Source organism: Ktedonobacter sp. SOSP1-85 (assembly GCF_016587415.1).
In the GTDB taxonomy this organism is placed as follows: Bacteria; Chloroflexota; Ktedonobacteria; order Ktedonobacterales; family Ktedonobacteraceae; genus Ktedonobacter.
In genome coordinates, this window is the sequence record NZ_BNJI01000002.1 from 1,376,681 (window position 1) to 1,389,669 (window position 12,989).

General features: G+C 49.5%; 7 protein-coding genes and 3 pseudogenes. 5 read left to right on the plus strand and 5 right to left on the minus strand.

The window, feature by feature from the left end; genetic code table 11:
- Positions 1-439 precede the first annotated feature (439 nt).
- The gene (locus KTE_RS34310; protein WP_201389644.1) at positions 440-1,474 is read right to left on the minus strand and encodes a cellulase family glycosylhydrolase; all 1,035 of its coding nucleotides are present in this window, start codon (positions 1,472-1,474) and stop codon (positions 440-442) included.
- A 286-nt stretch (positions 1,475-1,760) separates the two neighbouring features.
- Positions 1,761-2,795 (minus strand): LacI family DNA-binding transcriptional regulator, encoded by a 1,035-nt coding sequence (locus KTE_RS34315; protein WP_201389646.1) that lies wholly within the window; start codon positions 2,793-2,795, stop codon positions 1,761-1,763.
- Between the two features lie 546 nt (positions 2,796-3,341).
- On the opposite strand from KTE_RS34315, the pseudogene KTE_RS34320 reads away from it, so the two are divergent.
- The 4 genes and pseudogenes from KTE_RS34320 to KTE_RS48085 all read left to right on the plus strand — a co-directional run bounded on the left by KTE_RS34320 (position 3,342) and on the right by KTE_RS48085 (position 7,439).
- Positions 3,342-4,522: pseudogene (locus tag KTE_RS34320) on the plus strand (IS3 family transposase).
- Positions 4,523-5,077: 555 nt separating this feature from the next.
- Positions 5,078-6,400 carry an IS701 family transposase gene (locus KTE_RS34325; RefSeq protein ID WP_201389648.1) on the plus strand — a complete coding sequence of 441 codons (1,323 nt, stop codon included), beginning with the start codon at positions 5,078-5,080 and terminating at the stop codon, positions 6,398-6,400.
- A 56-nt stretch (positions 6,401-6,456) separates the two neighbouring features.
- Positions 6,457-6,918, plus strand: a complete 462-nt coding sequence (locus KTE_RS48080) for a helix-turn-helix domain-containing protein (RefSeq protein WP_236600793.1) — start codon at positions 6,457-6,459, stop codon at positions 6,916-6,918.
- Positions 6,807-7,439: an IS630 family transposase gene (locus KTE_RS48085; protein WP_236600794.1), complete on the plus strand. Its 633-nt coding sequence runs from the start codon at positions 6,807-6,809 to the stop codon at positions 7,437-7,439. Before KTE_RS48080 ends, KTE_RS48085 begins: the two co-directional genes overlap by 112 nt.
- Before the next feature lie 397 nt (positions 7,440-7,836).
- On the opposite strand, the gene KTE_RS34335 is transcribed toward KTE_RS48085, so the two are convergent.
- Complete coding sequence (locus tag KTE_RS34335; protein WP_201389650.1) at positions 7,837-8,538, minus strand: trypsin-like serine protease; 702 nt, start codon at positions 8,536-8,538, stop codon at positions 7,837-7,839.
- 501 nt (positions 8,539-9,039) lie between these two features.
- On the opposite strand from KTE_RS34335, the gene KTE_RS34340 reads away from it, so the two are divergent.
- On the plus strand, positions 9,040-10,002 hold the full coding sequence (locus tag KTE_RS34340) for a phosphotransferase family protein (protein ID WP_201389652.1): 963 nt from the start codon (positions 9,040-9,042) through the stop codon (positions 10,000-10,002).
- Between the two features lie 281 nt (positions 10,003-10,283).
- Here the strand turns inward: KTE_RS34340 and KTE_RS50000 are convergent.
- Together KTE_RS50000 and KTE_RS34350 are read right to left on the minus strand one after the other, a co-directional pair.
- Positions 10,284-11,462, minus strand: a pseudogene (locus KTE_RS50000) (RNA-guided endonuclease InsQ/TnpB family protein).
- 337 nt (positions 11,463-11,799) lie between these two features.
- Positions 11,800-12,579: pseudogene (locus KTE_RS34350) on the minus strand (TlyA family RNA methyltransferase); the annotation flags it as partial.
- Positions 12,580-12,989 lie beyond the last annotated feature (410 nt).

Here is a 12,989-nt window from a genome sequence, read left to right on the forward strand (position 1 = left end):
TCTTCTACAATCTCATTGCGCATGTCGTGGGCAGGGGAAACCCCTGCGCCCCCTTTCCCTAACACCTCTTGTTTTTCTGCACTAGCCATCGATATGCCCACGGGATGCGCAACGAGGTGGATCTTCAGCTGAGGTGGCTTCGCAGGCCAATTTAATGTTCTCACTTTTGCTGGTAAGGACTCAACAATACTTCTGCCTTAGAGAAATAACGAAGCAATGAGAGACGCTTTCAAGCCAGTTTACGGCTGAGGTAAAACTCGTTGCGCATCCCGTGGGATATGAGTAATATTCGTGATCAGAAAACGAGGAAGCTAAAAAGAAAGAGCAGCCATTGAAAACAGCCTTGTCTGTTAAAAATATGTAACCTCTGTTCGTAGAACAGAGGTTACATATCCTGATATTGCCGAGCACTATTTCTGCGGGAGAACCAGTAGGATTATTAGAGACCGTAAGAGTGTTTGAGGCGACTCACGCCTGAAGCATTATTGTTAGTAAGCGTGAGATCGGTACCGCTACCATTGAGCGTTTCCATGCTATAGCCATCGCCATTGCGCAGTCCGGGCCAGTACACCGAGCCCAGATGCCAGGAGCGCATGAGGTCCGTGCCAGCCTGAACATAGGCGATATAGCCGTTATTATTGATCGGACCATTGTAGTCCCATCCTGAAGTCATTGGAGCTCCCCACTCATCAACGACGGTACGATAGGCGCAGGAGCCAATACGGGCCTTGAAATCATTGATCCAGGCGTCGTAGCTTATCTGGTTAGGATTCCAGAAGCCATAGTTGTGGAGAGAGACGAAGGTACCGTCTAAGCGGCTGTCCGCGCAGACAGAGGTAACATGGTCATTATAGCCAGCGCCGCTCACAAAGATCTGGCTTCTGGAGACTAAGGGATAAGTGTTGATCCACTGAACGACGATGTTGGTCCATTCGCTATCGCTGTAGCCATGTGGCTCGTTCATCGGCTCGTAGTAGACCAGTTTGTTGCTATGATACTTGTTGGTGACCGTTTTCCACATTTGCCAGAAGGTTGTTAGATCGTCAATCTTGCCGTCCTGGAACGAGCCAGTGCCCTCCCAGTAGCTCAAGATCACCTTGAAGCCCTGGTCTGTAGCGGCTTTGATCGCGCCAGTATACGCATTCCAGAACTGGCCGTTCACGCTATATGGATTGATCGGCAGTCTCACCGTGTTCGCGCTGAGATTCGTCGCGAACCCTTTGATAATCGCGCGCGCTTTTGCATAAGTCACAGCATAATTGTCCGAGGCCGAGAGGCCTGAAGGGACCACCGCATCATTGGCGAAGTTATCTCGTGGGTCAGCCCAGTTCACGCCATGAAACTGGTCAGGTGTAACGACATTGCCTGTAGACGCATGTGCGGTTGGCATGTTGATCGCCTGCGTTATGAAAAGCATAGCCATCATCAGGGCTGCTCCCACACACGCGAGTCGCATTTTACGCTGCTGAAACATACTATTCATACTCCTTGTAGATCAGACACCATCAATGTGTCCTGTAGACTGAAGATATATCAAAATATCTCCTTCACTCCTTGAAATCAGTCCATCTATCAGCTCATCATAGAGCGCATAGATTGGGAAAGTAATGAAATTTTATGTACTGAAAACCTGCTAGAGGCCTATGCAGCAAAAAACTTACCTATTTGTGGCGATCAACATCCTCCTTTCAAAACAAACACCAGAGCATGGTTGTGTGCGTAGCCACCCGCCTCTAAACATGTGGCTCCATCCCACACGATTACCTGGTGGCAGGTGGAGCGGACGAATTCCTGATGATCAAGCTCGTCGAGAGAACCGTGCGGCACTCAACAGCCGGGGCTCCACCAATCAAAGCGGTCAGATTACGAACCGCCTGCATGCTGATCTCCAGGATCGGTTGATGAACCGTCGTCAAGCCACCCGCAATCAGATCTGCATGAGCGATATCATCGAATCCCACCAGTGAGATGTCATCGGGAATACGCCAATGCAGCGCATGCAGGATACTCGCCACAGCGCCAGCCGTCATATCATTGGGCGTGAAAATCGCGGTGACGGCATCTGGTAGCTGCAACAACCGCTCAATCTTCTCCTGCTCGATACCAATCACATGCCATTCAGGCCGGAACATCGCCTGAGCCTCGCGCAACGCCTGCTCATAGCCCTGGAAACGAGCCAGGAAATGTGGATGCTCAAATACCGGTGATGGTTCCACATACGCAATACGCCGATGACCAAGATCCAACAGATGCCGAACCGCTTGATAAGCGCCCGCGCGATGATCCACATCAACAAAGCCAACGGTATCTGGAACCTCCTGCGTCCACACCGCCACCACTGGAAGTGGAGAGCGTGCGAGCAGGCTCAACAAAAGTTCTTCATGGTGTGGCGTAGACGAGCGCACCAGCAGACCCTCAATGCGTCCATCCAGATAGCGAGCCACATCCGCGATCGAACTGCTCCTCTCTCGTGGATAGACAACCATTCCCGGCAGATCATACGTGGCCACCGCCTCCATCAGCCCGATCAGAAAAGCTCCATCTAAAGTCAGCGCCGCCGCCGCCGGATACGTCTCCTGGCCCAACACAATCCCAATCTCACGAGTGCGCTGAGTACGCAAATTACGAGCAACGGCATTTGGAATATAGCCAAGCTGTGAAGCCGAACGCCGCACACGCTCAATCGTGTGTGTCGGAATCTGATGAGCCGCGGCACTGCCACTCAGAATCTTCGAGACTGTCGAGATACTAACGCCAGCATGAGCCGCCACATCTCGCATCCTCACAATGGCCATTTCACGCTCCTCGTGAGCAAAAAATATTGGGAAATCGATTGCGTAACTCTATTGTACAAGATTACTTAGAAATAATAAGTATGTCAAGGCTATTCTTTTGAAGATCCAACTACTGGAATTAAAACCAGCACCCCTAGTATTCCATCTACCCCTCATAGAGGTATGGCAACAACATCCTGTTGTATTGAAGAGGTTGAGGACACGGAGATGAATGATGGCTGAGAGCGTGTTTGCTTCTCATGAAAGCGGCATTCTCCTATGTATGCAAACGTAGAGCGAGAAGATGAAAGCGGCAACTGATCTCATCAATCTCTGCAGTTCATATGATAGAGCACGCTGTTACAGTGACTTTCGCTCTGGCGGCTGGCGTAATGATGAGAAGCAAACACGCTCTCAGGTGCGCGCAACTGTTATTGCCAGGTACTGGCTTCCTTGAACAGTGCGGAGGCAAGCAGGGAACTACGCCTGGCCGTCTGATCTTGCCCCGATTTGAAAGAGTCCCTAAAGCTGAGATATACTCGAAGCAGATCAGAAAGGGGCTTAGCCATGGGAAAAATCCAAAAGGTCTATACAAAAGAATTCAAAGAGGAAGCCGTGCGGTTGGTGGAAACCTCAGGCAAGCCAATTGCGCAAATCGCTCGTGAGCTGGGCATCTCCGACAGTGCGATTCATAATTGGCGCAAAGAATTGGCAGAACATGGGAAAGAAGCCTTTCCAGGCAAGGGGCATCAAACAGCACTCGAAGAGGAAAATCGTCGATTGAAACGTGAAGTCGAGAGGCTTCAACAGGAGCGTGATATCCTAAAAAAAGCAGTGAGCATCTTCTCACGGGAATCCAAATGAAATATCAGTTTATTAAGCAACACAAGGACGAATTTCCCATTGTTGTCATGTGCAGTGTGCTTGGAATCTCGGAAAGTGGCTTTTATGCCTGGCGCAAACGTTCAACTTGCCAGCGCAAACGAGAAGATGCTCAGTTAAAGCAAAAGATACGGCAGGTGTTTGTCGCGCATCAAGGACGATACGGAAGCCCACGCATCCTGAGGGAACTGCGTGATGAAGGGACCAACTGCTCGCGGAAACGAATTGCCAGGCTCATGAATCAGGAGAACCTTTCTGCGAGGCGCAAGCGACGACGGGTTATCACCACCACACGAGATCCAAGGCATCCAGTTGCTCCCAACCTCTTAGATCGGGATTTTCATGCGGAAGCCCCCAACAAAAAATGGGTCACAGACATCACGTATATTCCCACTCGGCAAGGGTGGCTGTATCTTGCAGTGATATTGGATCTCTATTCTCGAATGGTTGTTGGATGGTCGATGTCGAGCACATGTGATGAGCAGTTAGTAGAACGGGCACTTACTCAAGCCCTGGCCCGCCGTCATCCTCAAGCTGGATTACTGCATCACAGTGATAGAGGGAGTCAATACACTTCAAGAGCGTATCAGGCGTGTTTAGAACGATGCGGTATCCAAGCAAGTATGTCGCGGAAAGGCAATTGTTGGGATAATGCTGCGATGGAAAGTTTTTTCGGAACCTTAAAAGATGAATGTGTAGGAACGCTTGTCTATTCAACTCACGATGAAGCACGATTAGCGCTCTTTACCTATCTGGAAACGTATTACAATCGAGTTCGTCGACATTCTACACTTGGATATGTGAGCCCACTCACGTATGAACAGATGGCGAAGAAATATCGTAAAGTAACGTTAGATAACGTTTGACGTATTACCATTTTTATGTTAGAATACAAGCTCAAACGTTACGTTGCGTTACGTAAAAACGTTCTTCACTCTCCTCATCTCAAACCTCTAGAGACTCTATGAAATCGGGGCAAGCTCACTCTCCTTTGGCGTGTAGGGTCTTCCCTGCTCAAGCCATCAGGTGATGGCTTCCACCAACATCGTGGGCACCAGGGCTGGATATAGTATTTCAAACTGACGAAGTAACTCACACCCATGCAGATAACAATCACAGTTTTTTTGTCCAGTTTGTGGTTCCTCTGAGAAAGAAGAGAGGCGCGTCCTTCTCTCTTTCACTTCAGGTACTCTTCCAAAGTGGGTCAATCCCAAACCGCGTTGCCTGGATAAAACATACTCTCATCCTTTCTAGGCCATCATACATGTAAAGAAATGAGCAAATCTTCAAAAAAGGAACGTCTTTTTCGGAGAAATGGACAATCATTGTCCACCGACAACATCCTAACCCTCTTTTGTCAGGGAGGGATAGACTGAGAGGAGAAGGAGAAAAGGTATCGGAGCAGAAAGAGGAGATGCACCATGACCTTGGCAAGACAAGCAACCCCCACAGTGGCCTTTGTGGACGAGTATTGCACGTGCTATGAGGACCTTTTTCCCGACGTGCGCAGCTTTGAGTACTTTAAATACATTCATGTGGGATTGTTGTCGGAGATGAAACGCAAGACCTTGCCAGCCATCGCGAGAAGCTGTGGGGACATTGATGCCCAAGGGCTCCACCATTTTGTGGCCAATACTCCCTGGGACGTGGAAGCGATACGAACCAGACGACTCCAACTCTTGCGCCAAGCTCTCGATGGCAGGTCATTCGTCCTCTGTATTGATGAGACAGGCGACAAGAAAAAAGGGAAGACAACCGATTATGTGGCCTCGCAATACATCGGCAACCTGGGCAAAATCGAGAATGGCATCGTCTCGGTCAATGCCTATGGGGTCCTCGATCGGATGACCTTTCCGTTGCTCTTTCGCGTGTTCAAACCTGACAAGCGCCTCAAGGGAGAGGAGCAGTACAAGACCAAACCGGAGTTGGCGGTCGAGATCATCGAGGAGCTGCAAGCCTGGGGCTTTCAGTTTGATGTCGTGTTGGCAGATAGCTTATATGGCGAAAGTACCCAGTTTGTGCGGGAACTGGAAAAGCGGCACCTCACCTACGTCCTGGCCATTCGCGACGATCACGGCATGTGGCTCCCGCCTGGTCAGCGCATCCGTTACACCACCTGGCTTCCCTTCGAGCGGACCTTTTCCAATGGGAAGTCGCAAACCCGCTTCATCCGCGAGGTGATCTATGGCCAACGCTTGAGCGTCCGTTTCTATCTGCTCACGACCGATCCCAAGACGATGCCGACGCAAAGCACGTCGTATGTGATGACCAATCTGCAAGGGAACCTGCGAAAAACGCTTGGCGACACCTATGGGTTGCGGACCTGGATTGAGTATGGCTTCAAGCAGACGAAGAATGAACTGGGCTGGGCGGATTACCGGGTCACCGATTATGCCTCGATCGAGCGCTGGTGGGAATTGGTGTACTGCGCCTACCTGCTCGTGAGCCTCTACAGTCCTGTCTTCCAGCACCAAACGGGTGAATGGCTTGAGCCGCTTTCTCAAGCGAGTTCCAAGGAGGCTGCTCCAGAGGCTGCATCTGACCGCTTCTCCGAGCATGTGTGGTGGGATCAGGGGCAGGGATGGAAGAACCTGCTGAACAACCTGAGGCTCGTTCTCCAACCCTACGTCTTCTACTCCCTCATTTTGCCCTGGCTGATGGTCTTCGATATCCCTGATCTCCACTCCGGCTTTGCCGCACTCGTTTCCATCATGAACGGTTTTCACGCTCCCCTCCCATTCTGACAGAAGAGGGCTAAAGCGGTACGCATAAGTTTTGAGCCAAAGAGTAGGCTAGAAAGATGAAAGCCTATTCAAATGACTTACGAGAACGAGTGGTGCATGCCGTCGAAGAAGGACGCCCTCGTGAGGAAATTGTCCACCTCTTTGGGGTCTCTCGCGCAACCGTCAAACGTTACGCAAAACAATACCGAGAAACGGGAGATCTAGCTCCTCAAGCGATTCCTGGTCGTCCGGCAGTCAAAGGAGCTTCCTTGCGATCAGGCTTGTGGAGCCAGTTAGAAGCCAATCGGGACGCGACGCTAGAAGAACACCGCCGCATCTGGGAAGCCACGCATGGGCAACAGGTGAGTGCAGCGACCATGGGGCGCGCCATCAAGAAACTAGGCTGGACACGAAAAAAAAGACGCTGGTGGCCACCGAACAGGACGAGGAGGCACGAGCCGCCTGGCGAGTCCACATTGGACAGGACCAGTGGGAGGACTGGGTATTTGTCGATGAATGTGGAACGCACATTGCTCTGACACCTCTGTACGCCCGCTCCCCTCAAGGGACGCGAGCCTACGGCCACGTGCCCCGCAATCATGGAAGCAATACCACCTTGATCGCCTCGCTTTCCGTGAATGGGATGGGTGAGGCGTTCATCCTGGATGGAGCCGTGGATGCTCGTGCGTTTGAAATCTACGTCGAGCAGATCCTGGCTCCCGGCTTACAGCCAGGGCAAACCGTGGTCATAGATAATTTGCGTGCGCACCAAGGCCCACGTGTTCGTGAGGCCATTGAAGCCAAAGGATGCCATCTCTTGTACTTGCCAGCCTATTCGCCTGATCTCTCGCCGATTGAGCAGGCATTTTCTAAAGTGAAAACCTATTTACGGCGTAAGGGGGCTCGGACACGGGAGGCACTCCAAGCGGCGATTGCCGAAGCTCTGGAAACCATTACCACTCAGGATGCCCGTGGCTGGTTTGCTCACTGTGGGTATCTCGCCCATGAGGGCGAAGTCATCTTTACAGAAGCACAGCAGTTTGAGGCTCAAGCCTTTTGATTACTGCTCTAGCTCGTTGACCCTTTAACAGCCCAACGTTTTGAAGTCAGGAGGGTCTGTCTTTTGCGAGTCTTGTCTGGTGGAAAGCGGATAACACCCTGCTTGGGGAGAGCGAACGCATTCTTCTACAATCAGGACGTTCCACGACTACTGAGGAGTCTGCAGGACACAATTTACATTCTTTACAAGAAGAAGAATACCAGATGAGAAGCAGTTTTTCAGGGACATCTGTACCATTGATCACTCTTCGCGCCGATTAATCACTCTTCGCCCTAAAATTTGTCAAATCTTCGCTTTTACTATAAATACATATTGTTAACATCCTTTGCAACAAAAACGTGCTCAGCTAACAAAAAGCAGAGGAGATATGTTCAGGGAGCCAAAAGACTCGTAAGAACTAAAGGTTACAGGTACTCCGTATCCAGTCAACAAAACAAGAAACACGGCTATAGTGTTCAATGCATCCATATGTCCCCAAAGGACGATCTCCCAATTGCTGCCAAGAACTCACTCCAGCGATAAAGAATTGCGAATTGCGCTCAATCAAGGCAGGTCCTCCGCTGTCTCCATTCCCGCCAACACCTTCAAGGTAGGTGCCAAGAGGCGGTGGATCAAAACGAAATTGTATCCAGTAATCATCAACTGCATCAATCTGATTGGTTACTCGACGCAGGTGGCGATCAGATCCGAGTGCCCCTCGTTTCCCGTTGCCACACTCACCTGCTCCAAGCAGCGTGATCTCTTGTCCCTGTTCATCAGATTGCTCGTAGAGCTTGAAAGGCTCTATTCCTTCTACTGGCATTTCTAATTCAACAACAGCCAGATCAATCGTATCAACCGCTCTGTCCTTTTCGTAGTCCCATTCCTTACGAAAGTCTGGATGGCGAATGATCCGAGCGATCGGATACCGTTTCCCAGCAAATTCGACACTGAGATGCAGATCTGGAGGGATAAGATTAACGACGTGGGCAGCAGTCAAGAGCCACGTGGGAGCAATGAGGGATGCTGCCCCATGTCCTCGAAAGAAACTGGTGATGCCTGGCCATTGAGTGCTATCAACAAGCGTTTCTCGATCTAATCGATCATGCCTGATAATCATTTTATCGCTTTCCTTTTCAAGGTGAGAGCTCAAAATATTGAAGAGCGCAAATACATCAGAGGCTTGAAGTTTGTGAAAACGAAAAGTTTGAATCTATATATGATATTTTCGTGCAGTATATACAGATGTCGCACTAAAGGCAAGGTGACGTTTTATACCCAAAGCATCATTGGCTCCTTCTCGCCTTTGACATAGAGCAATGGAACTCTTAGTTCACGAGTTTTTGTTGTAAGGAATGTTAATAAGATGTATCAAGCATCCCTTAAGCCGGTTTGAACGAGACACTGAAGGATAATTTTGTATATGTGATAACATATATTACGCGAATCTTTGCACAAATTTCATCAAGATATGCCTAGCAGTTAGTCCAATTTGGTTTTTATGGTACACTGAGGAAAAACAAATGGGACGAGCCGCTCCAGAGAATAAGGGTGACTTCTCACTCAATTGGACAGTTTTTGGTCGCTTCCATGATACTATACCTAACAAATTGGATATCTTATGAATAATCAACAAAAACAGTTACAGCACATTCATACAACAAATATAAACATCATAAACGAGATCGTGCAGAAAGCAATAGGCACCCGCATCGAGCAGATGACTCGTATCAACAAGGGACAGTCTAATGAAGTGTATTTCATCGACCTCAAGGATGGATCATTTGTCCTTCGCATTGCGAAAGGATTTGACTACGATATCTTTGCCATTGAACGATGGGCCATGCAGGAAGTGAGCCAGCGTGGGGTTCCTATTGCTGCTATTTTGGCACAGGGCTCGGTGGTTGAGAGGGATGAAGTGATCTCCTACCAGGTTCAAGAGAAATTGCCAGGCGAACCGCTGGATAGCCTGCTGGCACAAGGGAAGGTTGGACGAGATCGATCTGAAAGACTGACTGAGCAGGCTGGCGAACTCCTTGCAGCTATTCATTCAGTGTCACCGTTTGGGTGGGGAAGAATCACCAAACCACATCAGGGGATCTATGCGTCTTTTGAAAAGTGGATAATTACCTTTCAAGAACGCTCGGAGAGATTCAACAAAGCTCTCGCTCAGTTCACCTCTCTTGGAGTTCCTCGATTTGAAGAAGTGTGGCAGAAATTGCGTTCTCTTGAAACATGTGCAATCCATAAACCCGTTTTATTGCATTACGACTTATCACCAGACCATATTTTTGTTGATAGCGATGATAGAATTACCGGCGTTATTGACTGGGGAGCCGTTCATAGTGGCGATCCAGTACGAGATCTCGTTCGCTGGAATTATTGGGACACGTATGAATTCTCAATAGACTGGCTCGCCTCCACCTACGGTCAATCACTCGTGAAGAGTAAAGGCTTTGAAGAACGTCTGAAACTGGCAAGAATCATTGATGCATTACTTTTATTGGACAGCTCTACCTATAAAATTCCAGATGCTGCCGACGCTGAACATGCCGCACTAGTGATCAGAGACCAGATCAATTGACATCCTCCCCATGGCTAAAGCCTGTCACTTATACACAAATCTGAAAGTTTGCAGAAGATCCTCAGCATGATGCAAGGGAAAGGTGTTGAAAAAACGCCCCTTGATGCACAATGATGTGCTTTCAGCCTGGCGAGACAAGCGACGTTTTCACCAAAAGGGTGTCACCTCTCGTGTAAGGGAAAACGAGGCACCTGCAGCGCATCACTTCCGTGTTCTTTCTCAAGATCACATATTTGTGTATAAGTGTCAGGGCTAAAGCCAGGGGATTCCTCGAGTCGCCTCTAGGGTTTCCTGCTTCGCTGAGTTTTGCCTGAACGAGACAAAGCCCGTCCAGGTCTTACAGACTCTCCACAGGCGTTAAGGACCGTGAGCCCCACGGTCACAATGTTCTTTGCAGCGTTGATATCGCGGTCATGATGGACGCCACATTCTGGGCAGTCCCATTGACGGACATCAAGTGGTAAGGAGTCGAGGAGATGACCGCAATCGAAACAGCGCTTACTGGAAGGATACCATTTGTCAATCTTGACCACGTTTCGACCATACCAGTTGGCCTTGTATTCGAGTTGGGACACAAACTCGCTCCATCCCACATCGCTGATCGCTTTGCTGAGGGTTGGGTGCTTGACCATGTTCTTGACTGCCAACGACTCGACACACACCACTTGGTTCTCGCGTATGAGTCGGGTCGAAAGTTTGTGCAGGCGCGTCACGGCGGCGATCAGCGATACGGGCATGAATGCGTGCTACGTTGAGACGTGCCTTGTCTCGGTTTTTCGAGCCCTTTTTCTTCCTGGCATGACAACGTTGGGCTTTGCCCAGTTTCTTTTCATCCTTGTGGAAGAACCTGGGATTGCCCACCACTTCGCCTGTCGAGAGGACCACAAAGGACTTTAAACCAAGATCAGCTCCAATCGCCTGCTCATTGGCAGGCACATGCTCAATCTCGTCTTCCACAAGGATGCTGATGCGCGTAGCGGGCAGCACAGTCTTTGGAGATGGTCACACTCGAAGGGGTTACATCTTTTGGCAGAGGGCGCGACCAGCGTATATCAAGGGGTTCGTTCATCTTGGCGAGGGTGAGAGCTCCATTGTGCCAGGTAAAAGCGTTGGCGGTATAGGTGGCGGATTGCTTGTTGCGTTTTTTGTGGAAGGTGGGGTACTTGGCACGCCCTTCAAAGAAGTTGAGAAACGCTTTGTCCAGGTGACGAAGAGCTTGCTGCAAGGGCACGCTAGAAACGACATTCAACCAGTGTGTCTCTTCTTGCTTTTTCACGTCAGTCAACAGGAGACTCAACTCTTTGTAATAGAGTCGCTGATGGTCGTTGTAATAGGCATCGGTTTTCTTGCGCAATGCCCAGTTATAGACGCGCGCGACAGCACCCAAAGGTTTGAGCAAGGATCTGCTGTTGTTCTGGCGTGGGATACACGCGGTACTTGAAAGCGCGTTTCTGTTTCATAGGCTACATTATAGCAGTTACGGTGTAAAAAGGCAACAATTTGCACTGCCCTATCCACCCCAAGAAAGGAGCGCGCCATTCATCCCCATGTTTGCGCAACAGGGGTCTTCTGGCGCGGTTAGATAAGGTGGAGGCAAGCCGTGTCTGCTCGTAATAGTCAGTCCAGTTTGAAGGAGGGATAAAGCTCATACATCTGAGCTGCTCGTCCCATCAGATCTTCTCCCATTTTCTCTCAGCATGCATAAGTTTCAAAGTGGACTGACTATTAGCATGTTCGACGGCCACATAAATGGAGAGATGGAGCAAAGCTCCATCTCTCCAGCAATGAAAAATGCGGCTATTCTTCTTGCGCCTCACCAACACCTGGTCCTTGAATCATATCAAGCAGTGAGTGCTCATCATACTGCCAATCAAGCATACCAGGACGGTGAGCAAATGAAGCAAAGAATTCGTGAACGCCATGGCGGGGTTTGAGTGCCAGCTTGACAATGCGCTGTATGCTCAGCCCACACGTCCTTCCTGCTTCCAATACCTGTTGAAGCGCTTCAACCAGCAACGTGACATCGTCAATGTGTCCCGTCCGCCTCGCATGAGCACTTTCAACCTCGAAGAGCGGCTTCACAAGTACCAAGATCTGCCCCTGGGGGGCAAGCAACGCTGTTGCAACAGGCAATGCTTTGGTGAGAGAAAGGTAAGAAAGGTCTAGTGTGATCAACGTCGGTGGAGGAAGTAACATATCCAATGTCAGATCACTCAGATTGGTTCGCTCAAAATTTCGCACCCGAGGATTAACGCGTAGACGACCAAGGAGTTGGCCGTAGCCGGCATCAACTGCATAGATCAATGTTGCTCCTCGTTGCAAAAGGCAATCAGTAAATCCTCCAGTGGAAGCGCCACAGTCAAGAGCTATCTGCCCAGTCGCATTGATATCAAATGCATCCAAGGCTGCTTCCAATTTGTATCCAGCTCGACTTGCGTAGCGTGATCTTCCACGCACGTGAATACGTACATCACGAGGAACAAGCATCCCTGGCTTGTCCAAACGCTGATCGTTCACCAAAACCTTTCCAGCCATGGCCCATCGACGTGCCTCTTCAATGTGTACAAAGAACCCTCGCTCTACGAGCGTGTAGCAAGAGGAAGCCGGCGTTTATGAGATACGCCTCTCGCTTGCTTGGCTTTGTAATCATTCGCTTGATGATCTGAAAATGAAGACATCCTTTTTCCTTTTTTCTTTTTGCATGGGAAATGTAAAAATTTGCCAAAAGTAAAGAAAAAGGAAAAGGGAGGACCACGGCCATATGGAAGTTGTGGACAACACAAAAAGATCCAGTCGCAAGAGGCGAGGATCAGCCAAGAAGCACAAGTTGTACGGAGATGAAGATATTACTTTGAGACCAACGCAACATCAAGGAGCATCAGGAGATGTTATCTCCTGTGTCTATTTCCAGAGCGAGCGCTCTTGGTTCGTCAGTAATAAATCACCCAGTTCCAGCTACTAGCTTGTCTACAAATAGGCATAGGGAA

Bases quoted from the DNA above. Each gene is read 5' to 3' on its own strand.
- KTE_RS34310 (WP_201389644.1), bottom strand. From the start codon at position 1,474: ATGTTTCAGCAGCGTAAAATGCGACTCGCGTGTGTGGGAGCAGCCCTG.
- KTE_RS34315 (WP_201389646.1), bottom strand. From the start codon at position 2,795: ATGGCCATTGTGAGGATGCGAGATGTGGCGGCTCATGCTGGCGTTAGT.
- KTE_RS34325 (WP_201389648.1), top strand. From the start codon at position 5,078: ATGACCTTGGCAAGACAAGCAACCCCCACAGTGGCCTTTGTGGACGAG.
- KTE_RS48080 (WP_236600793.1), top strand. From the start codon at position 6,457: ATGAAAGCCTATTCAAATGACTTACGAGAACGAGTGGTGCATGCCGTC.
- KTE_RS34335 (WP_201389650.1), bottom strand. From the start codon at position 8,538: ATGATTATCAGGCATGATCGATTAGATCGAGAAACGCTTGTTGATAGC.
- KTE_RS34340 (WP_201389652.1), top strand. From the start codon at position 9,040: ATGAATAATCAACAAAAACAGTTACAGCACATTCATACAACAAATATA.